This is a genomic window from Geobacter sp., assembly GCA_009684525.1.
In the GTDB taxonomy this organism is placed as follows: domain Bacteria; phylum Desulfobacterota; class Desulfuromonadia; order Geobacterales; family DSM-12255; genus Geoanaerobacter.
This window is the reverse complement of the sequence record WKKR01000006.1, coordinates 48,129-71,958: the sequence shown is the minus strand read 5'-3', so window position 1 is coordinate 71,958 and position 23,830 is coordinate 48,129. Positions and strand designations below refer to the sequence as shown.

Genomic DNA, 23,830 nt, shown 5'->3' with positions numbered 1-23,830 from the left:
TATAGAACTGTCGTGATGTTGGAACACCGACTCGATATACTGTATACAAAAATGGTTAGGCACTTATAACATTGGCAAAAATTAAAATCAACAAAAATTTTGCGTCGGATCAGAGGATAACCAGTTCATCCGGGGAATGGGTCAACCGCTTGAGGGAACCGTCATCGGCGAGATAAAAGGTATTCTCAACCCCGACAGCACCCTCGCCGGGAAAGACGACTTTCGGTTCAAAGGCAAAGGCCATCCCCGGCTCCAGTACCATCTCATCGAAACCACGAGCGATGAAAGGGTATTCGTCGATTTCCACTCCGAGACCATGGCCGATAAAGGAGACCTGGCTCTCCTTGGCTCCCATGAAGCTGTCCACATAACCGAGCGCTACCGCCAGCTCCAGGCATGCACTGTAAAGCGCTCCCCAGGTGGGTCGCTGGGGTGCAAGCTCAATCATCAGCTGCTGAATCTTGAGCATGTCGTCATAGCCCCGGCGCAAACGGTCCGACAAGGGGCCAAGGGAAAAGATTCTGGTCTGGTCCACCAGATAACCGTCATAGCTCCCGGCAAAATCGATGACGATTGGCTCGTTCCGGCCGATCGGTTTGTAGCTGGCCCCCTGGCCAAAGGAAGGGCTGGGGCCGATCCCCCCCAGAGGCGTATCTGTATAGGCAGGAACCGCGCTGTCAGTACCGGAAAAGGTATGGCCGAACAGCATCTCACCATTGAAAACCCGCATCCGGATCAAGCCCAGGTGACCTTCCCGGCGGGCAACGTACTCAAGCTCAGCAGCGAGATCGATATCGGTCATCCCTTCCCTGATCACCTCGCACGCCCGACGATAGACCTTGTCTACCTGATTGGCGGCATCCATCATGCAGTGGATCTCGTACTTGCTCTTTTTCATCCGGACCAGGCGAATGAGAGGGGTGGCATCGACAAACACTGCATCAGGGAAGATCTTGCGATAGCGCTCGAAAAAGTTCACCGGCAGGACGTCCAACTCGAGACCGATCCGCAACGGTGCCGGATAACCATATTCTGCGAGAATCTTCGGGATATCCCTGGGTGACGAAAAGGAGACCACCTCTTTGAGGCCAGATTCCATCCGTGCTCGAGCTGCATCTCGGCGAACCATGTAGAGCGGCTGCCCCTGAGCAGGAATATACAGGTTGCCGGTCTGGATGGTCCCGGCAAAATAGAAGAGATCGGCGTTCTGGGCTACGATGACCGCATCAAGCCCGGCCTCGGCCATGCGATCCTGCAGACTCCTGCAGCGGTATTCCAGTTCAGTGGTTGGTGTTATCCGCATGTTTCCGCTCCTTGAGGCTCTTTTCCATCCGGCGGCGCCGCCGGCCGCCAAGCAGCGTCTCCTCAACGATGATGGCGATAAAACAGATGATGAACAGCGCAAAAACGCTCCCGAGGATGATCCCCCGTACCTGCATGCATTCCTCCCGGTGACAACTCTGGCAGCAGTCCGCCGCAGAAACGTGTATACACAATCTCCGCCCGGCCTGTCCAGAGAAAACAATGGGGTTCTTATTGCAAGCCCCTTCACAGAGCCGGCAAAAACGTGTACCGTAGCCGCACCCCACCATGAGGAGCATGCCAATGTACGGTCGGATCTTCAGGCCCTTTGCTATCGGTCAGTTCACCATTATCCCCGAAGGGGAGACAATCAGCGGATCGGACACCATCCCCCTGTTCCTGGGCAAGAAGGGGGCGTTCGGCTCGGGAGAACACGAAACCACCGCTTCCTGTCTGGAGTTTATCGCGGCATTGCCGGAATTGAACGGCATGCATGCCTTGGACCTGGGAAGCGGCACCGGGATACTTGCCATAGCGGCGGCGCGGCTGGGGGTGAACCACGTGGTGGCTCTGGACATCGACTGGAAGGCAGCGGTTTCCTGCGCGGACAATGTTCGCCTGAATGAGATGGGAGAGCAAATCGTGAGCGTTTGCGGCGAGCTCGCCTGCCTTGCCGACTGCTCGTTCGACCTGCTTCTCGCCAATATCTACGCGGACATCCATCTGGCCCTGAGCAGTCAGATGGTCGCCATGACCCGCCCCGGCGGCTACCTCCTCCTCTCCGGCATCCCTCTCCAGGACAAGTTCGATGTCCAGCAGAGGTTCATCAGGGAAGGCTGCGAACAGATCGACAGCCGTATCATGGAAGAATACTCGACCTTCCTCATGCGCAAGCTCTGATCCCCCAAACTCCGGCCGCGCAACGCCATAAACGAAAACCGCCCGCGAGCGGGATGCTCCGGGCGGTCAACGGCAACGATTGTGGCGGACGGGTCAGGCAGCGGTTCCGTCTTCCTCCAGGTGGAGCTCCTTGATGGCCATCTCCCGCAGCTTGAACTTCTGGATCTTGCCACTGGCGGTCATGGGATAGGAGTCGACAAACTTCACGTAGCGCGGGATCTTGTAGTTGGCGATCCGCCCCTTGCAGAAGTCCTTCACCTCCTGTTCGGTCATCTCCACCCCTTTCTTGAGGATAACGGCAGCCATCACCTGCTCGCCGTATTTCCTGTCCGGAACGCCATATATCTGGATATCGGAGATCTTTGGGTGGGTGTAGAGAAACTCCTCGATCTCTCGGGGGTAGATGTTCTCGCCGCCACGGATGATCATCTGCTTGATCCGGCCGGTGATCTTGCAGTAGCCGTTCTCGTCCATCACGGCCAAGTCGCCGGTATGCAGCCAGCCGTCGGCGTCGATCACCTTGGCGGTCTCCTCCGGCATCTTGTAGTACCCCTTCATGACCATGTAGCCCCGTGCACAGAGCTCCCCCTGCTTGCCCGGCGGCAAAGTAGCCCCGGTCTCGATGTCGACGATCTTCACCTCGGCTCCCGGCAGCGCCCGCCCCACCGTGGCCACTCGCAGCTCGATCGAATCCTCGGTGCGGGTCTGGGTAATGCCGGGCGAAGACTCAGTCTGGCCATAGACGCTGGTGATTTCCGTGACATGCATGTCATTGACCGCGCGCTTCATCACCTCGATCGGACAGACCGACCCGGCCATGATCCCGGTGCGCATGCTGGTGAGGTCGAATCTACTGAATTCCGGATGTTCCAGCTCGGCGATGAACATGGTGGGGACGCCATGGACCGCGGTGCAGCGCTCCTTTTCAATGGTCTGCAACACCTTGAGCGGATCGAAGATCTCCACCGGCACCATCGTGGAACCGTGGGTGACACTCGCCATGACCCCGAGAACGCAGCCGAAGCAGTGAAAAAACGGGACCGGAATGCAGAGCCGATCCTTTTCAGTGAACTTCATGCATTCGCCAATGGCAAAGCCATTGTTGACCAGGTTGTGATGGGTCAGCATCACCCCCTTGGGAAACCCGGTGGTGCCGGAGGTGTACTGCATGTTGATGGTGTCGTGCCGGTCAAGGGTAGCCTCCACGGCTGCCAGTTCGGCATCGGACACCTCTTTTCCCATCTCGACGATCTGGGCGAAGTTGAGCATGCCGCCGGGAGTTTCGTCGCCGATAAAGACCACGTTCTTGAGAAAGGGGAGTTTGGGGGTGCTGAGCGTCCCCGTTTTGGCGGTCGCCAGTTCCGGCACCACTGCATTCAGCGTGGCAACATAGTCCGTATCCTTGAAGGATTTGACCATGAACAGGGTGGTAGAGTCGGACTGATCGAGGATGTATTCGAGTTCGGCCGACTTGTAGGCGGTGTTGACCGTTACCAAGATGGCGCCGATCTTGGCCGTGGCAAACTGGAGGATGACCCACTCCGGGACGTTGTAGGCCCAGATGGCAACGTTTTCCCCCTTGCCGATGCCGAGCTTCATCAGCCCTTTGGCAACCTGCCGACAGACCTGGTTGAATTCCCGATAGGAATAGCGCAAGCCCCGTTCGTGGTAAACCAACGCGTCATTGTCCGGGTAGGTCTCCGCAATCTGGTCAAGCAGCCCGCCTACCGTCCATTCCAGTTGTTGCATCATGACTTACCTCCCGCAGACCGGGGCACGCATATGCCTGCCAATTATTAACCCATTGAATTAAAAGGGGTTATTTATTAACATAGCAGGCCCGGCAAGTCAAGATTTTTAAAACACGATGCTACTGAAACAATGGAGGGGCTGATACGAAAAAAAATCGTGAAAAACCACTTGACAACAGGTTTGTACTGCCATTTCCAATAGTTGCACAACACATTGGAATATAATGGTTTTTTCGAAAAAAGCGCGTAAACTCCAGCGTGCACATTTTTTATGCAATTTGCAGAATCCGGTTAGTTTTCGTGACAGTTGTGTTACGCTCCCACCATCTTTTCCACAGCACTTTCCACAGGAGTTGTGGAATGTCGAACAGGCTCCAATTCTTCGATTGCCAAGGCAAAGCGAGACTTTGTGAGCATTTTCTCATAACACTTTGGTAGGGGCGCAAAATACCAGAACCACCTGTCACCCGACAACGACCTCAGGCCCGGATCATCACCAGGACCATCTTGAACGGTTGTTCGGCCCGCAGGGCATGGGGCTGGTTGGCCGGCATGATGATCATCTGCCCTGCCGCAACCTGGTAGTCCTTGCCGGCCACGGTAACCTTTGCCTCGCCATCGATCACCTGCACCACCGCATCGAACGGGGCGGTATGCTCAGACAGCCCCTGTTCCGCGGCAAAGGCAAAAACCGTGATCGTGCCGATCTTCTTGTCCACCAGGGTCTTGCTGACCACCGCGCCGGCCTGGTAGTCCACCACCTGGTTGAGGGTCATCAATTGTGCCTGTCTCGTTTCTTCTCCGCTCATGGCATCCTCCAGAGTTCCGCATTGCGGCATCTTCTCTCGCTTCTTATATAATAACCGTACCACAAAAAGGGGTCGGCTGGCTTGACCGGAATCAAGAACCTGCGGTTCACCTGTCTTGCGGATCGGGCCGCAATCGAGTAGAGTACGGTCAGACGTCGAATCCCGGAGCGCGCCATGAACTATCGCACTGCTGAATCCTTTTCCTGGGTACACCCTCCCCCGATCACCGAGGTAACCGGCTGGATCGCCGGACGCCAACCCGGCGGACCGCCACTGGTCGATCTCTGCCAGGCGGTGCCGGCTTATCCCCCTGCAGGCGGGATGATCGAGCACCTGAAGATGCTCCTCGACGACCCGTCCATCGCCCGCTACACGCCCGACGAAGGGTTGCCCGAGGTGCGCGAGGCGATCTGCTCCCGCTATGCGCGCACGTACCGGGGACGCCTCTCACCCGGACAGCTCTGCCTCACCGTCGGAGCCAGCCAGGCATTCTGGCTCGCCATGCTCGGACTCTGCCAACCGGGAGATGAGGTCATCATCCAGGAACCGGCATACTTCGACCACCCCATGGCGCTGGCCATCCTCAACATCCGCGCCATCGCAGCCCCCTTTGTCCCAGAGGAGAGGGGCATCCCGCAGCCGGCAACCATTGCCCGCCTCATTACCCCGCGAACCCGCGCCATCCTCCTGGTCACCCCCAGCAACCCGACCGGTGCGGTGACCCCGCCTGAGATCATCGACGAGCTCTACGAACTTGCCCGCGACAGAGGGATCGCCCTGGTGCTGGACGAAACATACAGCGACTTCATCCCCGGCGGGGTCCAACCGCACCGTCTCTTTGAACGGCCCGGCTGGGACGATCATTTCATCCATATCATGTCCTTCGGCAAGACCTATGCTCTCACCGGTTTCCGTGCCGGCATGCTGGCTGCCTCAGGTGAATTCATCAGCCAGGTCTTGAAGGCCCAGGACTCGATGACGGTCTGTCAGCCGCGCCTCACCCAGCTGGCCGTCAAATACGGGACCGAGCACCTGGACGGGTGGGTGGCCGAAAACCGGGACCTGATGGAACGCCGCCATAATCTTCTGAAAGGACTCTTCACGCAACCCGGCAACCCCTTTGAGTTGGTCACCAGCGGCGCCTTTTTTGCCTGGGTGCGCCACCCCTTTGCCGACCTGAGCGGTCGCGAGGTGGCCAGACGGCTGGTGGAGGAGGCAGGGGTGCTCACCCTCCCCGGCGAGGTCTTCGGATCCGACCTGACACGCTACCTCCGCTTGGCATTCGGCAACATTACCGAAGCGACCATTCCCGAGGCAGTGGAGCGGTTCAGAAGCTTTTCATGATGGCTGTGGGGAGGGATCGATCCGGGACATGCCCGGAAAAGGCCTACGGTAAAGGGCCGACGTAATCGCCGGAAAGGGAGGAGCCGCGTACCGAGGTAACGCGGACACGGACTTCGGTATTGGCAAGATCCGCATGACCGCTGAAGCTGACGGTCAGGTAGTTTCGCGAAAGGCCTCTCCAGACGCCGGCACCCTGCTGCTTCAAAACCAGAACATCCAGCTCCGTGCCGACGAAACCGCTCTGATAGACGCTACGCTTCTCCTCACCCAGACGGCGCAGGGCCTGGGCGCGCTCCGTGACGACCCGGCTCGGCAGGTGTCCGGTCATGGCCGCCGCCGCAGTTCCCGGTCGTGACGAAAATGGGAAGACGTGCAGGTATGCCACCGGCAGCTCTTCTATGAGCCGCAGGGTGTCGGCGAACTCCGCATCGGTCTCGCCGGGGAAGCCGGCAATCACGTCAAGCCCGAGACAGACCCCGGGGAGGGCCGCCATGAGCCGCGTCACGAGATCCCGGAAATAGGCGGAGTCGTAAGGACGGTTCATCCGTGCGAGCACCTGGTCCGAACCGCTTTGCAGGGGGATGTGGAGGTGATGGCAGACCATCGGCGACCGCTCCAGGAACGCAATCAATGCAGGGGTTATGTCCAGCGGTTCCAGGGAGCCGAGGCGGAGCCGGCCGGTGGCACCCCGGAGTTGCAAGAGCTCCAGCAGAGCCAAAAGGCTTGCCGGGGGATCGAGGTCCCGGCCGTAGCTCCCCAGGTGGATGCCGGTCAGCACCACCTCCCGGAACCCCTGGCCAGTCAGCCGTTCAACCCCTTCCAGCACCGGTGGCTGGGGCACACTCCGGCTCCGGCCCCGGGCATAGGGGACGATGCAGTAGGAACAGAAGCTGTCGCAGCCATTCTGCACCTGGAGAAAGGCACGGGTATGCTCGGCAAAGGTCTCCAGGGAGAGCGGCTCGGCCCTGGACTGCAGGGAGATGTCGGAAACCATCACCCGGCTGTCCACCCCCTCCCGGCGTAAAAGTGCAGCCAGCCCCTTCTTCTCTTCATTCCCCACCACCAGCCCGACCTCCGGCATGGCAGCCAGGTCGCTGGGAGTAACCTGGGCATAGCAGCCGGTAACCACGATACGCGCCTGCGGATTCAGCCGGCTGGCACGGCGGACCAGGCGCCGGGATTCGGCATCGGTCCGAGCGGTTACGGTACAGGTGTTGATGACATACACGTCAGCCACCTCGCCGAACGGCACCAGACTCAACCCGTCCTTGGCGAGATTCTCGGCCATGACGGCAGATTCGAACTGGTTGGTCTTGCACCCGAGTGTGGCAATGGCAACCCTCAGCATTCCTCCAGCGCCTCCTCGATCCATCCCCCCCCCAGAACCGTCTCCCCGTCGTAGGCCACAACGGCCTGCCCCGGTGTGACCCCTTTTTCCGGGGCATGGAAGAGGATCAGCACTCGGCCATCGCCGTTGTCCGACAGCTCGCAGGATACGGGATGATGCCGGTAGCGGATCTTGCAGGTGGCCGGACGCGGCAGGGCTTGCGGCAGTATCCAGTTGAAGCCGCCGGCGCGAAGGCCAGAGCGAAAGAGCTCGCTCCTGGTGCCGACGATCACCTCCTGCCGGCAGGGATCGACACCCAGAACATAGAGCGGTTCGCGAAAGGCGATGCCGAGCCCCCGTCGCTGACCGACGGTGTAACAATGGATGCCCCGGTGGCGGCCGAGCAGCTCGCCCTGGCGGGTAACGATGTTGCCGGCAAGGGTTGGTACACCCTCCTCTTCCTCCAGGAACCTGACATAGTCGTTATCCGGGATGAAACAGATCTCCTGGCTCTCCGCCTTCTCCATCACCGGCAGCCCCAATTCGGCGGCGAGCGTGCGGACTGCGGTCTTGGTCATCCCGCCCAGCGGAAAAAGCACCCTGGCCAACTGCTCCTGGCGCAGTCCAAAGAGGAAATACGACTGGTCCTTAGCCGCATCGACCCCCTTCAGGAGCCGGCAGGAGCCGTCTTCTGCCCGTTGGATGCGGGCATAGTGCCCGGTTGCCATGGAATCCGCACCGAGAGCGACCGCAGCATCCAGGAGGAGCCCGAACTTGATCAGCGGGTTGCAGCGGGCGCACGGGTTGGGGGTCCTGCCTGCGCGATAGTCGGCAACAAAGGGATTCAGCACTGATTCGCGAAAAGGTGTCGAGAGGTCGACCACGTGATGGGCAATGCCGAGGCGGCCAGCGACGAGTACAGCATCGTCGATCGCCTGCTGGCCAGTCATGGGAGCTACCCGCATGGTGATCCCGAAGACGTCGTAGCCCTGCGAGCTGAGCAGAGCCGCCGTCACCGACGAATCCACCCCGCCGCTCATGGCAACCGCAACCCGCGCTTTCTGTGCAATGGTCATAATAATCCTTCCGCAGGCCGTGTCAGTCCGGCACAAGAAAACGCCGCACCTTCCAAAGAATGGAAAGATGAGGCGTTAACGGTTCAGGCAGTATATCCCGGCCTGCGTACCGGGGTCAAGAAGCAGATGTTTCGGATCCGAGTCGGTCGGCACCAGCCTCCATTCGCTGTCGGGCATCAGCAGCTAGATCGGCGAGCCGGATCGAATCGAGGAACGAATGAATCCGTTCGCCCAGTCCCTTCCAGACGGAATAGGTCACACAGGCCGGCATCCGGGAGCACTCGGCAGCGCCGCTATCGAGGCACGCCACCGGATTGAGCTGTTCCTCCACGCCGGCAATTATCTCTCCTACGGTGATCTCGCTGCCGTCCCTGGCGAGCAGGTAACCGCCACCGGGACCACGCACGCTCTCCACCAGCCGAACACACTTCAACCTGAAGAAGAGCTGTTCCAGGTAACTGAGCGGGATTTCCTCACGGCCGGCAATCTCCTTCAGGGTAACTGGTCGACCATTGGAGTAAATCGCCAGGTCGACCATGGCCCTGACCGCGTACCGGGCCTTTGTCGACAGCCTCATCAGACACCGCCGTCCTTTTCGAGCCGTTTCTTGAGCTCTTCGTGTTCAGTGGCAAGATCTGCGTACTTGCGCTCCAGTTCCCTGATCTGGTCGAACAGGCAGGAAATGGCCTTTGCCTCCGGGTCAGGGAGCTTGCCATGTTCAAGATCGACACGCTTATGCGGTTTCTCCACCTCCATGACCACCCTGCCGGGGATGCCGACCACCGTGGCATGAGGAGGAACCTCCTTCACAACAACAGAATTGGAGCCGATCTTTGCCCCATTGCCGACGGTGAACGGCCCTAAAACCTTGGCCCCGGAGCCGACCACCACGTTATCCTCCAGGGTTGGATGCCGCTTCACCTTTTCCCAGCTCACCCCTCCCAGGGTGACGCCATGGTACATGGTCACGTTATCGCCGATCTCGGCAGTCTCACCGATCACGACCCCCATTCCATGGTCGATGAAGAATTTCCTGCCGATCTTTGCGCCGGGATGGATCTCTATGCCGGTGAAGAAACGGCCGAAATGGGATATCAGCCTCCCCAGGAAGTAGAACTGCCGGTTCCAGAACCAGTGGGCTATCCGGTGAAACCAGACGGCGTGCAGTCCCGGATAGCAGAAAAAGACCTCCAGGACATTGCGAGCCGCTGGATCGCGATCGAAAACCGACTGGATATCTTCTCTCATACGCGCAAACATGGCGTCCCCTTTCGTGGTCCCCTCCATAACGGGCTCGGACATGCCTTGGCAAACCTGCCGTAATTGCAGGGTTTACTAACTGGTAACATACCCTACCAGATATATCAACTATTATTTGCGGATCGGAGCCGCAAAACGGTACTCAGGGAAAAATGTTATGGCAATCCGGAAGTTATGTGATAAAGTGCAAATGTTACGTTCCATAAGGAGGTGAACATGGCAACACTTCCCGTAAACGAAAACGACACTGCCACATTTCTCAAGCTGCTCGACATCGACCCGCACGAACGGATCGGTCAACTGGAGCAGGATGTGGCCGTCCTCTCCCAGGAAGAACTGATTGCAAAGGGGTTGGCAGCTTACCGGGAGAACGATACGCTGCTGGCCCTGGTCTGTCTCGAACGGGTGGAGAAAGCGGCAGAAACCCCCGAACTCTCCTCATGTCTGGGTTTTTGTCTGGCCAAGGAACGCGGCCAGTACGATCGCGCCATATCCCTGTGCAAGAGCGCCATGGTCAAAGAGCCAAAGACCACCCACCACTACCTGAACCTTGCCCGCATCTACCTGATGCAGGGAAAAAAGAAAGAGGCTCTGGCAACCTACCAGCAGGGACTGCAGCAGGGAAAGGACCCCGAAATCATCACCGACCTGCAACTGATGGGAAGCCGTCGTCGCCCCGTCATCCCCATCCTCCAGCGGGAGCACATCCTCAACAGGTCGCTCGGCTACCTTCTGAACCGGAATAAGCATCGACAGAAGTAACGCCTCATCAATCCAGACACTCGATGCAAAAAATGAAAGGGCCATGCCGACGCATAGCCCTTTTTTGTTGTGCAGGAAGATATTCTAGTGGTGCCCGAAGCCGGGGTCGAACCGGCACAGCACTAAGTGCCGAGGGATTTTAAGTCCCTTGCGTCTACCAATTCCGCCATTCGGGCTCGGCATCGCTGCCCGTCGCCTCGCAGTCGATTACGACGTGATGTCAACCCGTTCGCGCAGTTCCTTGCCGGTCTTGAAGAAAGGAACTCGCTTGGCGGGTATTTTCACGATCTCGCCGCTTTTGGGGTTGCGGGCCTCGCGGGCACTCCGCTCACGCACGGTGAAGCTCCCGAAGCCGCGGATCTCCACCTTCTCACCACGCCGCAGTGCATCCCCCATGGCATCGAAAATGATATTGACGATGGCCTCGGACTCCTTGCGAGTCAATGAAGCGTTCGATTCTGCTACTTTATCGATCAGTTCACTCTTGGTCATACATCCTCCGCTTGTTTCGTCACCGCCAACCAGGGAGACGGTATTCCGCATTAATTATCGCCGTTTTTCTTGAACCCTTCCCTCAGCAACTGGCCGAGGTTCGAGGTGACCTCTTTCTGGGACCCCATGTAGTCTTCCAGCTCTGCCTTCTCGATGGCGGACTGCAGGGATTTGATCGATAAACCGATCTTGCGGTCGTTGACGTCGACGTTCAGGACGATGGCATCCAGTTCGTCCCCCACTTCGGCAAAGCCCTTGGGTGTTGCCAGTTTCTCCTGGGTCAGTTCGGAGACATGGACCAATCCTTCGATCCCCTCTTCGATCTCCAGGAAGATGCCGAAATCGGTGACCGAGGATACCTTGCCGCGAATGCGGGAGCCGGGCTTGTACTTCTGCGGGATCTCACTCCAGGGATCGGGGGAAAGCTGCTTGATCCCCAGGGAGAGCCGCTCACCCTCGACATCGATATTCAGCACGACAGCCTGGACAGACTGTCCCTTGCTGAAGATCTCTCCGGGATGCTTGATCCGCTTGGTCCAGGAGATGTCGGAGACATGCACCAGGCCGTCGATACCGTCCTCGATACCGATGAACATGCCGAAGTCGGTGATGTTCTTGATCTGCCCCTCGATCTTGGTCCCGACCGGATAACGATCGCCGATCACCGTCCAGGGATTGACCTGGGTCTGCTTGTAGCCGAGGGAGATGCGGCGGTTATTGGGATCGACGCCGAGAACCACTGCCTGAACGGTTTCCCCGACGGTGAGAATCTCGGAGGGATGGCGGACACGACGGGTCCACGACATCTCGGAGACATGGATCAGCCCTTCCACGCCGTCTTCGAGGGCGACGAAAGCGCCGTACTCGGTCAGGCTCACGACCTTTCCCTCGACGATGGAACCGACCTGGTAGCGGTCGTTCACGGTGATCCAGGGATCGGGGAGTGTCTGCTTGAGACCGAGGGAGATCTTCCCTTTGGCGCTGTCGTACTTGAGGACCTTGACTGTCAGCTTCTCGCCGACCTTCACCGCATCGGAGGGGTGATTGAGGCGCCCCCACGACATATCGGTAACGTGCAGCAGGCCATCCAGACCGCCTAGGTCGACGAATGCGCCGTAATCGGTAATGTTCTTGACGATCCCTTCCAGGACCTGCCCTTCGGCAAGGTTCCCCAGGGTCTGCTCCTTGAGCTTGTCCCGCTCCTCTTCCAGCAGCACGCGCCGGGACAGGACGATATTGCCCCGCTTCCGGTTCATCTTGATGATCTTGAACATGCCGGACTGGCCGATGTACTTGTCCAGGTTCCCGCTGGGCCGCAGATCGACCTGCGAGGCGGGGAGGAACGCGGCAAGCCCGATGTCGACGGTGAGGCCACCCTTGACCTTGCCGGTGATCTTCCCTTCGATAACGCCGCCTTCGCCGCCGGCAGCATTGACCTTTTCCCAGGCCAGATGGCTTTCCGCCTTCTTCTTGGAGAGGACGATATAGCCGCGCTCGTTCTCTTCGCGCTCGAACAGGACCCGGACCTCGTCGCCGACCTTGATGGTCAGGGCGCCGTCCTCATCGAGGAACTCGCTGGCCTGGATGCATCCTTCCGACTTGTATCCCACATCGACCAGGACGATATCCTGGTTGACCTGCACGACGATACCCTTGACGATCTCACCAACCTGCAGCTGCTTTATACTGTCATTGAACAGCTCGGCGAACTCACCGTGCGCTCCCTGCTCGTGGTCATCCTCCACATCGGCAAAGCGCTTGATCGGTGCGTCATTCCTTCTGTCCACGTTCCTGTCCTCACTCATCAACACGATACCCCCGTTACGTTTCTTTGCGTTCTCAGCTTTTAGCCGACATACGGTAGCACAAAACGAAAAAATTTCAACCGTTTTTGTCCTTGTCAAGTTGGTTGATTCGTTCCATGACTTCATCGATCAACCATTTGGGTGTCGACGCACCGGCCGTCACCCCCACCCGCTCAACGGCAACAAACCATTCTGGATCAAGCTGTTGTGCTGTTTCTATATGGTAGGTCCGGGGCTGAAGCTCGGTACAGACCTCAGCCAGCCGCTTGGTATTAGCGCTGTTAAATCCACCGATTACTATCATGCAATCGACCTGCTTGGCAAGCTCCTTTGCCGCTTCCTGGCGCACTGCCGTAGCATCGCAGATAGTGTGGAATACCCGGATCTCTACGGCTCGCTTCAGGCACTCGCGCACCACATCCTCAAGATTCTCGAACGACTGGGTGGTCTGGGCCACCACACCAATCTTCCCCATCCGGGGGAGCCGGGCCGCCTCTTCGCCGGAACCGACCACGTAGACCTTTCCCTTGGCATAGGAGACGATCCCCTGCACCTCGGGATGGTCGGCATCTCCCACCACCACCACGTCGTACCCTGCCGAGGAAAGGCTCTGCACATGTTCCTGGGCCTTCTTGACAAAGGGGCAGGTGGCATCGACGATCTCAAGCTCCTTGCAGACCGCCTCTTCCAACTCCTCGGAGGTCACGCCATGGGAGCGGATGATGATGGTACCGGTATCCAGTTCCGAAAGCTTTTTCAGGACCCGCACCCCCATCTCTTCCAGCTTCTGCACCACCTGGGGGGAATGGATGATCGGACCGAGGGTAAAGGTCTGCCCCCCCTTGTCCGCCGCTTCAAAGGCCATCTGGGTCGCCCGCTTCACACCGAAGCAGAAACCTGCCTGCTTGGCCTGGATGATTTCCATGCACTCTCCTCTACAACTACAAAACGTTTCCGGTCAGGCTGCAGCCGGGCCGGCCGAGCGCTGGCGCTCTTTGACGACCCCCGCCATTCTCTCCACCACCTGGTCGATGGAAAGGGCCGTCGAATCTATGGCTATGGCATCCTCTGCCTGACGGAGCGGTGCGTGGTCCCGTCCGGTATCCTGGTTGTCACGGGCGATGACCTCGGCTATGGTCCGCTCCAGGTCGACCGGTTCTCCCTTGGCCTTCAGCTCCAGGTAGCGTCGCCTCCCCCGCTCTTCCGGCGAAGCGGAGAGGAAGAATTTCACATCCGCATCGGGAAAGACCACGGTGCCGATGTCGCGCCCCTCCAGGACAACGCCGCCGTCATGTCCCATCTCCCGCTGCAGGGTCAAAAGCAGCTCCCGAACCCCCCGCATGCCGGCAATATGGGAGGTGAGCAGGCTGATCTCCGGGGTGCGGATCAGGTCGCTGACGTCTTCGCCATTGAGCGTGACGCAAATCTGCCCCTGTTTGCGGCAAAAGGCTACCGTAGACTGTTTGCAGACCGCCAGCACCTGCGCATCATCATCCACCGGCACTCCGGAACGAGAGACGGCCAGGGCGAGCGCACGGTACATGGCGCCGGTGTCGATATGGACATAGTCGAGCAGCGCGGCCAGGTGCCGGGTAATGGTGCTTTTGCCGGCGCCGGACGGGCCATCGATGGCAACGATGAGCCCGCGGGGCCGAAGCTTTTGCCCGCTCATCGGCATATCCCCACCTGCTCCAGAAGCGGGAGGAAGGTCGGAAACGAGGTCGCGATGCACTCGGTGTCGTCGACGGTTATGGCCTGACGTGCTGCCAGACCGGCAACCAGCATGGACATGGCGATCCGGTGGTCGCCGCAGCTCTCGGCAGCACAGCCGGAGAGCGCCTCGACGCCGTCGATGACCATGCCGTCGTCGGTCTCTTCCACGGGAACACCGGCCTTGCGCAGATTAGCCGCCATGGCGGCGATCCGGTCAGTCTCCTTGACCCGCAGTTCGCGGGCGTCGCGGATCACGGTCCGTCCCGAAGCGAGTGCCGCAGCCACCGCAATCACCGGGAACTCGTCGATGGCCCTGGGCACCACGTCGCCGCCGATCTCGATCCCCTTGAGAGCCGAGGAGCGCACCAGGAGGTCTGCCACCGGTTCGCCGGAGAGCTCCCGCTGGTCGACGAGTTCGATGGATGCGCCCATGGCGGCGAGGATGTCGAGGATGCCGGTCCGGGTAGGATTCACCCCTACCCCCCGGATCAGCAGCTCGGAACCGGGGACGATCAGGGCAGCCACGATGAAGAAGGCGGCCGAGGAGATGTCGCCGGGGACAACGATCTCGCGCCCTTCCAGCTCGCAGCCGCCGCGCACCGTTACCCCGCCGGGAAAGGTCGTCACATCGGCCCCGAAATAGCGGAACATCCGCTCGGAATGGTCGCGGGAAAGGGACGGCTCCGTCACCCTGGTCTCGCCGTCGGCATAGAGCCCGGCCAGCATCAAGGCCGACTTCACCTGGGCGCTCGCCACCGGCGAGGCGTAGTCGATGCCGGTAAGCCTCTTCCCCACGATGGCCAGCGGCGCCTTGTCTCCACCTGCACGGCCGTGGATCTGTGCCCCCATCCGGGAGAGCGGCTCGATGACCCGCTTCATGGGGCGGCGGCGCAGATACTGGTCGCCGGTCAGAACGGTGAAAAACTTCTGGGCCGCGAGCAGGCCGCAGATGAGGCGGATGGAGGTTCCCGAATTGCCGCAGTCGATGACGTCGGTCGGCTCGGTCAGCCCATGGAGCCCTTTCCCCCGGATGACCAGGAGGTCGCCGTCGTCCTCGGTCCCGATCCCCATCGCCTGGAAGGCCCGCAGGGTGGCAAGATTGTCCTCGCCCCGCAAAAGACCGCGGACAGTGGTCGTTCCGCTGGCCAGCGAGCCGAGCATGATGGAACGGTGGGAAATCGACTTGTCTCCCGGCACCGCGATCTCTCCGCGGACCGCCTGCACCGGTTGTACGGTATAGCTCTGCACGGTATCCCCTTTGCGCGGCCGGGTCAGGACCAGGTCCCGGCCACCAGCCCGTCACGATACTGTTTCGACCGGGCGAAGAAGCGCTCCAGCGCCTCCCCGTCCCCTTTGGCTACCAATTCACGCAGCTCGGCATAGTAGCCGGCAAAGAAATCCATCATCTCCAGGACGCTGTCCCGGTTCATCAGGGCGATGTCGCGCCACATGACCGGGTCCGACGAGGCGATGCGGGTGAAATCCCGGAAACCGCCGGCGGAATACTTGAGGATGTTCTCGTCGCAGCCATCGTATTCGCCGACGGCATTGACCAGGCTGTAGGCCACCATGTGAGGCAGGTGGGAAATGGCCGCCACGACCCGGTCGTGTTTTGCCACGTCCATCAGCACCACCTCGCTGCCGGTGAGCTCCCACATCCGGACCACCGTCTCCAGGGCGCGCCGATCCGAGCGCTCAGTGGGGGTAATGATGCAGCGCCGCCCCTGGTAGAGCTCGGCAAACGAGGCCTCGACCCCGGACTTCTCGGTCCCGGCAATGGGATGACCGCCGATGAAATGGCGCCCCTCCGGCATCAGCGGCTCGCAGGCAGAGACGATCTCCCCCTTGACGCTGCCACCGTCGGTGACGACGCAGCCGGGCGCAAGGGCAGGCGCAATCTCCCTGACCAGGTCGGCAATGGTGCAGACCGGCGTGGCCAGAAAGACCATGTCCGCCCCCGCGACCCCTTCACGGGGGTCATGGCAATAGCGGTCGATAACGCCGAGTTCAACGGCCCGCTCCAGGTTCTCCTTCCCCCGGCCGATACCGACGACCTCGCCGACTTCATTCTTTTCGCGGAGAATCCGGGCCAGCGAACCGCCGATCAACCCCACTCCGACAATGGCAAGACGATTAATTAATGGCATGGCATCCGATGTCGCAGGGTCTGGGGTGCCTTTGAAAGGACCCGCAGCCTCCGCGTCTATTTCGCTCTGGGATAGGAACCGAGAATCTTGACGAACTGGCAGAACCCTTTCAGCTCCTCCACCGCCTCGGCCACGGGTGCATCGGCTATGTGCCCGACCAGGTCGAGGAAGAAGACATACTCCCAGGCCTTGGTCTTGTTGGGGCGCGACTCGATCTTGGAGAGGTTGACCCCGCGCTGGGCAAAGGGGGCCAGCATCCGGTAGAGGATGCCCGGCTCGTCCTTGACCGAAAACATCAGGGAGGTCTTGTCATTCCCGCACTTCTCCGCCACCTTCGAACCGATCACCAGGAACCGGGTGACGTTGTTCACCTGGTCCTCGATCCGCTCCCGCACCACCTTGAGATCGTAGAGCGAGGCGGCGTACTGGCTGGCAATGGCTGCGGCGGAATAATCCTCGCTGACGATCTGGGCAGCCAGGGTGGTGGATGCCACGTCAACGAGGGGCACGTTGGGAAGGTTGTCGGCAAGCCAGCGCCGGCACTGGGCCAGGGGCTGCGGATGGGAATAGATCTTTTTGACGTCCTCGATCCGGCCGGTGCGGGAGAGGAGGAAGTGGGAGACCTCCAGGAGCACCTCGGCGTTGATCTTCAGGTCGCTCTCCATGAACATGTCCAGGGTGTGGGAAACCACCCCCTCGGTGGAGTTTTCCACCGGCACCACGCCGTAGAGTGCCCGCCCCTTCTCCACGTCCTCGAAGACCGCCGGGATCGCCTTTTGTGGCACCAGCTCGGCGGAGAGCCCGAAATGCTGCATGGCTGCCAGATGGGAGAAGGTTGCCTTCGGACCGAGGAAGGCCACCTTCATCGGCGACTCCAGGGAGAGCGAGGCAGAGATGATCTCGCGGAAAACGCTGCGCAGGGCTTCGGTGGGAAACGGCCCCGGATTTACGGCAGCCAGCCGCTCGTAGATCTCCCGCTCGCGGTTCGGCACGTGGAAATCGCGGTTCTCCCTGGTCTTCAGCCTGCCGACCTCGATCACCAGGCCGGCCCGACGGTTCAGCAGTTCCAGGATGCGGTCGTCCACCGCGTTGATATCCTGACGCAACACTTCCAAGGATTTCAGATCATCCACTGGGATTTCACCTGCCGGGGGGATGGTTCGGGATTGGAGGGAGCCCACTCTAAAGCAACAGCGGGGAAAATGCAAATGGTTTTTAACCTGCCACTCCCGCTCGTGCCTCGCCTGAGACGGCACGAGCGGGAGCCGGTCATTTGAGGCAGACCCGCCGCACCTCGTGCATGTCGGTCAACCCCTGAAAGACCTTGAGGATGCCGTCCTGCCGCAGGGTGGTCATTCCGTCGGCGCTTGCCTGCTGACGGACCAGATCTGTATCCACCTTTTTCTTGATGAGCCCCTGCAGCGCGTCGGTGCACTCCAAGAGCTCGTGTATGCCGAGACGGCCGGCATAACCGCTGTTGCCGCACCGGGCGCAGCCTCGGGGACGGGCCAGTTTCAGGCCGGCCGGGTCGAGGCCGGTCAGTGCGAACTGCTCCGTGCCGAACTCTTCGATGATCTCGGCAATCTCCCTCTCTCCGGGGGTGTAGATCTCCCTGCACTCGGCACAGAGGGTGCGGACCAGTCGCTGGGCCAGCACACAGAGGAGCGAATCGGAAAAGCTGAACGGATCGAGCCCCATCTCCAGCAGGCGGGTCACCGTCTCCGCGGCAGAGTTGGTATGGAGGGTGGAAAGGACCAGATGCCCGGTCAGCGAGGCCTCTACGGCGATGGAGGCGGTCTCCAGGTCGCGCATCTCCCCCACCATGATCACGTCGGGATCGAGACGCAAAAACGAACGGAGCGCCGCGGCAAAGGTAAGGCCGATCTTCGGGTTGACCTGCACCTGGCGCAGCCCCTTCTGGGTTATCTCCACCGGGTCCTCGGCGGTCCAGATCTTGACCTCCGGTGCATTGATGCCGGCAATGGCCGAATGGAGGGTGGTGGTCTTGCCGGAACCGGTCGGCCCCACCACCAGGATCAGGCCATGTGGCTTGCGGATCGACTCATTGAAAACCCGCGCATTCCGTTCGGTAAAGCCGACCTGTTCCAGGGAAACGGTCGTGCCGGTATTGAGGAGACGGATGACCACATCCTCCAGATGTCCGGCAGTCGGCATGGTAGCGACCCGCAGCTCCACGTCCAGCGGCCCGAACTTCTTGAAGTTGATCTTGCCGTCCTGGGGCCTTCTCCGCTCGGCAATGTCCAGATCGGCCATGATCTTGATCCGTGACGGGATGGCGTACTTGTAGCGATACGGAATCCGCTGGTAGACGGCACACCGCCCGTCCACGCGCATCCTGACCACCACGTCGTTCTTGCCGGGATACGGTTCGATGTGGATGTCCGAGGCCTTTTTCTGGCAGGCGTCATAGATGATCTTGTTCACCAGCTTGACGATGACGCTGTCGCGCTCGGTGACCTTGCGGACCTCCTCCTCAACGTCGGGCTCGTCAAGGGCGCCGCTCTCGCTCAACAGGACGCCGATGGTGTCAGCCGCGAACTCTTCGACAAATTCCTCGGCAGCCGGCTGCGACTGCGCCGAATGCCGGTAGAGGCGCTGCTGGGCATTGGCAATATCGCTCTCCGTGGCTATGACCGGGATGATCCGGTGCCGGATGGATGCCTCCAGGTCCTTGAGTTCCTGGAGCTTGAGCGGGTAGACCATGGCCAGGGTCAGGGTGGTGCCGATGCGGGAGATGGGGACGATCTTCTGCTTCTGGGCAAAGGTGGCGTTGATGTAACGGGCAAGATCGGGGTCGATCTCCAGGACGTCGATCTGCACAAAGGAAAGATCGTACTGCTCGGCAATGATCCGCGCCAGATGCGGCTCTTCCAGGTAGCGTAGTTTATAGAGCGCACGGTAGAGCGGCACGTCATCCTTCTTGGATAGAGCCAGGGCGTTTCCCAACTGCTCATTGGTAATGAGCTTGTCGCGCACCAGGATGTCGGACAGCCGCTGCCGCTTGCCCGCCTGCTCCAGGACATAGGCGAGGTCGGACTCGTTGAGGTAGCCGAGCTTGCAGAGCAGCTGGCCGATGGTCTGCCCGGGATACAGCTTCTGCAGCTCCAGCGCCTCTTCGAGCTGGAGTTCCGTGATCAGCTTGTTCTCCAGCAGGATTTCGCCCATCTTCTTCGGGGCCATTGCAGATTCTCCTTGGTAATGCCCTTCGGTGCCGACCGGGGGTCCGGCCGGAGAGGCGTCAGCGCGGCCTGAAAACCGTATAGCCGTTCAGGGCTACCAGTTCGCTCACCAGCGGGTCGAGTTCGGCAGGGGTCAGGACAACCCGGTCCCCGCTCGACGGATCGCGGAAGCTGAACCCGGAAAGCTGAACGGTGTAGGGAATATCCTGTGCAGGCCAGAGACGCTGCGTGGCAAAACTGCCGGGCAGGCGCAACTGGGTGAGGAGTTTTTCCCCGACCCGCCTGAAATCGTCGCGCTCCTCCAGTATGACGACCCGATAGCCGCGGGTCTCCAGAAGACGCATCAGGGTATAGAAAACCGGATCGCCGTTGAAGCCGCTGATGATGAACCGCTCGCCACCGAACTCGAAAAAGCGGTCGGCCCGGATATCGAGACGAAGGCCGCTGTCCATCGGCCCGAACAGTTCGACCGTGGCATCGCGGGTGTAGGTGAGCTTGAGTGAATCGAGCATGCGGTCGGCGATTTCCGTTGCCGTAACGGCCGGCACCTGATAGAGGCGACTTCCTTCCCCTCGTGCGTCACGCCGGGGCGCAGGGTACGGCTCCATCACCTGGAACCCCTGACCGGAGAGAAAGGAGACCAGGCTGGCCGGCATGCCGCTCCGCGCCTCGCTCACGTTGAGAAGCACCAGGTCCTGTTTCATCAGGCTTTCCGCATCCCGTTCGATCCGGAAATCGCTGGTCACCGTCAGTTGCGGATCTGTGCCGAACGTGACGCTGAAGTCCTCCTCAACGGAGTAAAAACGGGCAGCGGCAAGCAGGGAGGCATAGAAGCGCCTGACATTGGCCGGATCGTCGCTCACCACCCGCACCTCTTCGTCGACGCCCTGCACAAGGCTTTTCACCAGCGGAGGGAGCTTGCCGCCGGGATCGAGCAGGATCTTGCCGCCATCGGCGGCAGGCAGGACCGGGAACCGCACCGGATCGAGGGAAAGGGAAAAATTCTCCCCCTTGAGCTCAATCCCTTCCGGAGCGTCGGCAGGCGCAGGATGCAGGCGGTCCCAGACCAGGCGCACCGGGGTGAGATCGCCGCGACCGTCGCTGCGTCGAACCTTTACCATTCTGAACTGCTGCGTTGCCATCTTCCCGGAGTCGCCCTGTAAGGAGCGGGAGCGGCCATGCCCCTTCCCCTGCCGATCTGCGGTTGGAATCGTAATGGTGCGACCCACCTGCAGAGCATGGATGTCGGTAATCCCGTTCAACTGCTTCACGCGGGGGATCATGGCCTCGGCTTCCCGTTCCGAAAAGCCGTATCGTCCCATCAGGATGAGGTTGAGGGTGTCGCCCGGCCTGACCCGGTACCGGGTTGATGGCGATGCAACCTTTTTGTGGCGGGGTGGTGCGGCGTGCTTTGCCGCTAGGCTCTGCCGGGCAGCGGGGAAGGTTCTGTCCAGAACCTGTGGATCGAGTTCAAACTGCGGATCAATGGCGTGGGCAGGCAGGCCCCATGCCGGCAGGATCGCAGCCGCGCATGCCAGGCAACGGAGCAGCCTCTTTCCGAATCGATACATGATCACTCCTGAACTTCTCAATACATGACAAAACAAACCTGCAGAATGATGTTACGGCAGCGTGACCACGACCCCCCGGATACCGCTGCCGTCGCTCTTCCGGTAGAGTGCGAGCTCGGCGCCATTGGCAAGCGTGGCCTGGTCTACCAGGTAATCCTTTTTCCGTGCCCTGGAGGTGGCAGAATAGTCGCCGCTTCCGAGCAAATCCTGCAACAGGCCGGCAACCACCTCTTCGCCAATCCCCTTTTCTCCCGCAGCAATTACCTGGATCGCCTTGATGTCGCTGCCCGACCGGAAAACCCTGAACTCCATCCCCGGCGAGAAGAACCGCTCCCATCCGGGGTGGGTGGTCGAATACGCCACGTCCTTCCGGTCTGGGGAGATAAGCCGGGGCAGGGACGCTCTCTGCGTCGACTGCGCCGTGGTCCGGTTGTCCACGACGGCCTGGACGGCCTGGACGGCGGGGGTGGCAGGTTGCGGCTGTGCCGGGGTAGGCGCAGTGCGGAAGAGCGATTGTATCGCCGGAAGGCGTGCCGCCCCGTAGACACTGACGCCCAGGATCAGCACCCCCAGGAGAGCGGCTGCCGCGAAGAGCGGCAGGGAATGCTTCCGGGGCTCCTGCCCGAAGAGGCTCTCGAAGGGGGGAAGCTCCTCGACCGGCATCTCAGGATGCGGAGGAGACGCCGGGCGCGGCCTGCTTGGCGCAACCTGAGGCCGCGCAGCGGCCTGCGGCGCCGGCCGCGGTCGCGGCGGTGACGCAGCACCTGCAAGAGTAGGCTCTCCTGCGGCTGGCGGTTGCGGCTGGGGAACGGGACGAGGAGCCGCTGCACGGGGCTGACCGTCAACACCGGCAGACACTGGCTCGACGGGCCGTTCCCCACCCTGCCCCGCAGCCACAGACGACTCCGCGGGATGGGACATCGCCGTTGGCGGCGTGTCGGCACCTCGTTCCTGCGGCTCGACGCCCGATTTCGGTGTCGAAACAGCATGGTCTTCAACCCTGTAGAGCTCCTGATGAACAGGAATGACCTCAGGAGTGACCCCTCCCCAATCGGCAGGGCCGTCCCCCTCCTTCCAGCGGAGATGGGGGATCTTTTTCAACTGGGTTCCGAAAAACGCGCAGAGTTCCTCTTCCGAAGAGGCAAAATCGAAGCTGTCGTCAAAGCAGTGAGGCCGCTCCCCCTTCTGTCCATCCAGATCTCCCATCAGGACGATCCGTGGCGAGGCATCTCGGAGCAGCCCCTTGATCTGCTTGGCGATCACCTCGGCGGTAGTGCCGCCGATCTCGCGCTGGATGAACACCGTTGCCGGCCGCTTGTCGAAGACCGCCACCAATCCCTGCTCGAAATCGGAAAAGATGCAGATCTGAGCCGTGATGAGCGGCTGGAACCGCTCCTTGAGGAGCAGGACATGGGGATCGTTTGAGATGATGACTATGGTTACCATGGCACCTGATCGGAGAATATCCGGACACCCCGTTTCCATCCGGTGTTGCTGGGCAGAAACCCGGCACAGGGGATGTTTTACCGCTTCCTATTCTTTATCGGCAACAGTTTCGCCGTCTTGACCGGAGAATTAAATAGCTGCAATGTCACGGCCAACACCGGCACACCCCTGTCAGCCGATCACCACCCGCGCCTCAGGGTTGAGCGGATTGGTCCGCACCGCAAGGGAAAAGAGGTAGGGGTAGTCGTTCTTCAGGTGCTGCATGTAGACCAGCCACTGTCGTAGCAGGTTCACGTAAGCCCGCTTGATGTCGCCCGACAGATGGTCAAGATCGGCTTCCGGCAGGCCGATGAAGTTCTGCCGCGCCTCCAGCTCCTCGATGAGATGGAAAACCGCCCAAAGCAGGTCGGTGAATTCGTCATGTTCCAGAAGATTGGGGTTTCCCATGAGCCCGAGCATGAACTGCCGTCGTCCCACCAGGAAGTCGTGCAGCGCATCGAGATCGCCGCCGCGGCTGTCGATCTGCAGTTCGCGCCGCAGCAGCGAGTCGGCCGCACGGCGAAAATCCTCCCCCTGCCAGAGGGGGGTGATCCGCATGGCAGCGGACAGGTGGTCGCGGTCCTTCACGAACAGGAACCCATCCCCCATGAGATGCGTCCCCACCTCGCTGAAAAAGACCCCGATCACCATGTTCAGCTTCTGCCGGAGGGCCTCCCGCTCCCGCTGCTTGATCACCTTCTCCACCATCAGGGTGACGAACAGGACATAGATGGGGAGAAAGGCCAGGTTCCCCAGGAAGCTGAAACCGATCTCCCCTCCCCTGCCGTACAGCAGGTAGTCAAGACCATACAGGGCAAGGGAGAGCACCATCATCACCCAGATCATCTTTTCGCTCTTCAGGACAAAATCGAACATCTACCTCTCC

Annotated in this window: 21 protein-coding genes and 1 tRNA gene; 3 read left to right on the top strand and 19 right to left on the bottom strand. The window is 60.6% G+C overall.

Annotated features, from left to right (window positions below):
- Window positions 1–109: 109 nt before the first annotated feature.
- Window positions 110–1,303 (bottom strand): M24 family metallopeptidase, encoded by a 1,194-nt coding sequence (locus tag GJT30_16535; GenBank protein ID MSM41225.1) that lies wholly within the window; start codon window positions 1,301–1,303, stop codon window positions 110–112.
- Window positions 1,304–1,605: 302 nt separating this feature from the next.
- On the opposite strand from GJT30_16535, the gene GJT30_16530 reads away from it, so the two are divergent.
- Window positions 1,606–2,202, top strand: a complete 597-nt coding sequence (locus tag GJT30_16530) for a methyltransferase (protein MSM41224.1) — start codon at window positions 1,606–1,608, stop codon at window positions 2,200–2,202.
- Window positions 2,203–2,295: 93 nt separating this feature from the next.
- Here GJT30_16530 and GJT30_16525 read toward each other — a convergent pair whose 3' ends face one another.
- Together GJT30_16525 and GJT30_16520 are read right to left on the bottom strand one after the other, a co-directional pair.
- Window positions 2,296–3,954 carry an AMP-binding protein gene (locus GJT30_16525; GenBank protein ID MSM41223.1) on the bottom strand — a complete coding sequence of 553 codons (1,659 nt, stop codon included), beginning with the start codon at window positions 3,952–3,954 and terminating at the stop codon, window positions 2,296–2,298.
- A 478-nt stretch (window positions 3,955–4,432) separates the two neighbouring features.
- Window positions 4,433–4,762 carry a cupin domain-containing protein gene (locus GJT30_16520; protein MSM41222.1) on the bottom strand — a complete coding sequence of 110 codons (330 nt, stop codon included), beginning with the start codon at window positions 4,760–4,762 and terminating at the stop codon, window positions 4,433–4,435.
- Between the two features lie 174 nt (window positions 4,763–4,936).
- Here GJT30_16520 and GJT30_16515 point away from each other — a divergent pair, with 174 nt between their 5' ends.
- Entirely contained in the window at window positions 4,937–6,106 is a 1,170-nt protein-coding gene (locus tag GJT30_16515) for an aminotransferase (GenBank protein ID MSM41221.1), read from the top strand.
- Between the two features lie 43 nt (window positions 6,107–6,149).
- Here GJT30_16515 and mtaB read toward each other — a convergent pair whose 3' ends face one another.
- From mtaB to cysE, 4 genes are all read right to left on the bottom strand, one after another.
- The gene (gene mtaB, locus GJT30_16510; GenBank protein ID MSM41220.1) at window positions 6,150–7,454 is read right to left on the bottom strand and encodes a tRNA (N(6)-L-threonylcarbamoyladenosine(37)-C(2))-methylthiotransferase MtaB; all 1,305 of its coding nucleotides are present in this window, start codon (window positions 7,452–7,454) and stop codon (window positions 6,150–6,152) included.
- Complete coding sequence (gene mnmA, locus GJT30_16505; protein ID MSM41219.1) at window positions 7,448–8,509, bottom strand: tRNA 2-thiouridine(34) synthase MnmA; 1,062 nt, start codon at window positions 8,507–8,509, stop codon at window positions 7,448–7,450. Before mnmA ends, mtaB begins: the two co-directional genes overlap by 7 nt.
- 115 nt (window positions 8,510–8,624) lie before the next feature.
- Window positions 8,625–9,086, bottom strand: a complete 462-nt coding sequence (locus GJT30_16500; protein ID MSM41218.1) for an Rrf2 family transcriptional regulator — start codon at window positions 9,084–9,086, stop codon at window positions 8,625–8,627.
- Window positions 9,086–9,796 carry a serine O-acetyltransferase gene (gene cysE, locus GJT30_16495; GenBank protein ID MSM41217.1) on the bottom strand — a complete coding sequence of 237 codons (711 nt, stop codon included), beginning with the start codon at window positions 9,794–9,796 and terminating at the stop codon, window positions 9,086–9,088. The genes GJT30_16500 and cysE overlap by 1 nt, the downstream gene beginning before the upstream one ends.
- Window positions 9,797–9,985: 189 nt before the next feature.
- Between cysE and GJT30_16490 the strand changes: the two genes are divergently transcribed.
- The gene (locus GJT30_16490; protein ID MSM41216.1) at window positions 9,986–10,531 is read left to right on the top strand and encodes a tetratricopeptide repeat protein; all 546 of its coding nucleotides are present in this window, start codon (window positions 9,986–9,988) and stop codon (window positions 10,529–10,531) included.
- 88 nt (window positions 10,532–10,619) lie between these two features.
- On the opposite strand, the gene GJT30_16485 is transcribed toward GJT30_16490, so the two are convergent.
- From GJT30_16485 to GJT30_16430, 12 genes are all read right to left on the bottom strand, one after another.
- A tRNA-Leu gene (locus GJT30_16485) sits at window positions 10,620–10,707 on the bottom strand.
- Window positions 10,708–10,738: 31 nt separating this feature from the next.
- Window positions 10,739–11,023 carry an integration host factor subunit beta gene (locus GJT30_16480; GenBank protein MSM41215.1) on the bottom strand — a complete coding sequence of 95 codons (285 nt, stop codon included), beginning with the start codon at window positions 11,021–11,023 and terminating at the stop codon, window positions 10,739–10,741.
- 50 nt (window positions 11,024–11,073) lie between these two features.
- Window positions 11,074–12,828 carry a 30S ribosomal protein S1 gene (locus GJT30_16475; GenBank protein ID MSM41214.1) on the bottom strand — a complete coding sequence of 585 codons (1,755 nt, stop codon included), beginning with the start codon at window positions 12,826–12,828 and terminating at the stop codon, window positions 11,074–11,076.
- 76 nt (window positions 12,829–12,904) lie between these two features.
- Window positions 12,905–13,753, bottom strand: coding sequence for a 4-hydroxy-3-methylbut-2-enyl diphosphate reductase (gene ispH / locus GJT30_16470; GenBank protein ID MSM41213.1), 849 nt, complete (start codon window positions 13,751–13,753; stop codon window positions 12,905–12,907).
- Between the two features lie 33 nt (window positions 13,754–13,786).
- Window positions 13,787–14,506: a (d)CMP kinase gene (locus GJT30_16465; GenBank protein MSM41212.1), complete on the bottom strand. Its 720-nt coding sequence runs from the start codon at window positions 14,504–14,506 to the stop codon at window positions 13,787–13,789.
- Entirely contained in the window at window positions 14,497–15,789 is a 1,293-nt protein-coding gene (aroA, locus tag GJT30_16460) for a 3-phosphoshikimate 1-carboxyvinyltransferase (protein ID MSM41211.1), read from the bottom strand. Before aroA ends, GJT30_16465 begins: the two co-directional genes overlap by 10 nt.
- Before the next feature lie 23 nt (window positions 15,790–15,812).
- Window positions 15,813–16,688, bottom strand: a complete 876-nt coding sequence (locus tag GJT30_16455; protein MSM41210.1) for a prephenate dehydrogenase/arogenate dehydrogenase family protein — start codon at window positions 16,686–16,688, stop codon at window positions 15,813–15,815.
- A gap of 56 nt (window positions 16,689–16,744) precedes the next feature.
- Window positions 16,745–17,821, bottom strand: a complete 1,077-nt coding sequence (gene pheA / locus GJT30_16450; protein MSM41209.1) for a prephenate dehydratase — start codon at window positions 17,819–17,821, stop codon at window positions 16,745–16,747.
- Between the two features lie 136 nt (window positions 17,822–17,957).
- A complete protein-coding gene (locus tag GJT30_16445) occupies window positions 17,958–19,889 on the bottom strand; it encodes a pilus assembly protein PilB (GenBank protein MSM41208.1) in 1,932 nt (643 codons plus the stop codon).
- A 58-nt stretch (window positions 19,890–19,947) separates the two neighbouring features.
- Complete coding sequence (locus GJT30_16440; GenBank protein MSM41207.1) at window positions 19,948–21,459, bottom strand: peptidoglycan-binding protein LysM; 1,512 nt, start codon at window positions 21,457–21,459, stop codon at window positions 19,948–19,950.
- A 51-nt stretch (window positions 21,460–21,510) separates the two neighbouring features.
- Entirely contained in the window at window positions 21,511–22,905 is a 1,395-nt protein-coding gene (locus GJT30_16435) for a hypothetical protein (protein MSM41206.1), read from the bottom strand.
- 171 nt (window positions 22,906–23,076) lie between these two features.
- Complete coding sequence (locus tag GJT30_16430; GenBank protein MSM41205.1) at window positions 23,077–23,820, bottom strand: hypothetical protein; 744 nt, start codon at window positions 23,818–23,820, stop codon at window positions 23,077–23,079.
- Window positions 23,821–23,830: the final 10 nt, after the last annotated feature.

Excerpts from the sequence above, each read along its gene's own strand:
- GJT30_16535 (MSM41225.1), bottom strand. The coding sequence starts at position 1,303 with ATGCGGATAACACCAACCACTGAACTGGAATACCGCTGCAGGAGTCTG.
- GJT30_16530 (MSM41224.1), top strand. The coding sequence starts at position 1,606 with ATGTACGGTCGGATCTTCAGGCCCTTTGCTATCGGTCAGTTCACCATT.
- GJT30_16525 (MSM41223.1), bottom strand. The coding sequence starts at position 3,954 with ATGATGCAACAACTGGAATGGACGGTAGGCGGGCTGCTTGACCAGATT.
- GJT30_16520 (MSM41222.1), bottom strand. The coding sequence starts at position 4,762 with ATGAGCGGAGAAGAAACGAGACAGGCACAATTGATGACCCTCAACCAG.
- GJT30_16515 (MSM41221.1), top strand. The coding sequence starts at position 4,937 with ATGAACTATCGCACTGCTGAATCCTTTTCCTGGGTACACCCTCCCCCG.
- mtaB (MSM41220.1), bottom strand. The coding sequence starts at position 7,454 with ATGCTGAGGGTTGCCATTGCCACACTCGGGTGCAAGACCAACCAGTTC.
- mnmA (MSM41219.1), bottom strand. The coding sequence starts at position 8,509 with ATGACCATTGCACAGAAAGCGCGGGTTGCGGTTGCCATGAGCGGCGGG.
- GJT30_16500 (MSM41218.1), bottom strand. The coding sequence starts at position 9,086 with ATGAGGCTGTCGACAAAGGCCCGGTACGCGGTCAGGGCCATGGTCGAC.
- cysE (MSM41217.1), bottom strand. The coding sequence starts at position 9,796 with ATGGAGGGGACCACGAAAGGGGACGCCATGTTTGCGCGTATGAGAGAA.
- GJT30_16490 (MSM41216.1), top strand. The coding sequence starts at position 9,986 with ATGGCAACACTTCCCGTAAACGAAAACGACACTGCCACATTTCTCAAG.
- GJT30_16480 (MSM41215.1), bottom strand. The coding sequence starts at position 11,023 with ATGACCAAGAGTGAACTGATCGATAAAGTAGCAGAATCGAACGCTTCA.
- GJT30_16475 (MSM41214.1), bottom strand. The coding sequence starts at position 12,828 with ATGAGTGAGGACAGGAACGTGGACAGAAGGAATGACGCACCGATCAAG.
- ispH (MSM41213.1), bottom strand. The coding sequence starts at position 13,753 with ATGGAAATCATCCAGGCCAAGCAGGCAGGTTTCTGCTTCGGTGTGAAG.
- GJT30_16465 (MSM41212.1), bottom strand. The coding sequence starts at position 14,506 with ATGCCGATGAGCGGGCAAAAGCTTCGGCCCCGCGGGCTCATCGTTGCC.
- GJT30_16455 (MSM41210.1), bottom strand. The coding sequence starts at position 16,688 with ATGCCATTAATTAATCGTCTTGCCATTGTCGGAGTGGGGTTGATCGGC.
- GJT30_16445 (MSM41208.1), bottom strand. The coding sequence starts at position 19,889 with ATGGCCCCGAAGAAGATGGGCGAAATCCTGCTGGAGAACAAGCTGATC.
- GJT30_16440 (MSM41207.1), bottom strand. The coding sequence starts at position 21,459 with ATGTATCGATTCGGAAAGAGGCTGCTCCGTTGCCTGGCATGCGCGGCT.
- GJT30_16435 (MSM41206.1), bottom strand. The coding sequence starts at position 22,905 with ATGGTAACCATAGTCATCATCTCAAACGATCCCCATGTCCTGCTCCTC.
- GJT30_16430 (MSM41205.1), bottom strand. The coding sequence starts at position 23,820 with ATGTTCGATTTTGTCCTGAAGAGCGAAAAGATGATCTGGGTGATGATG.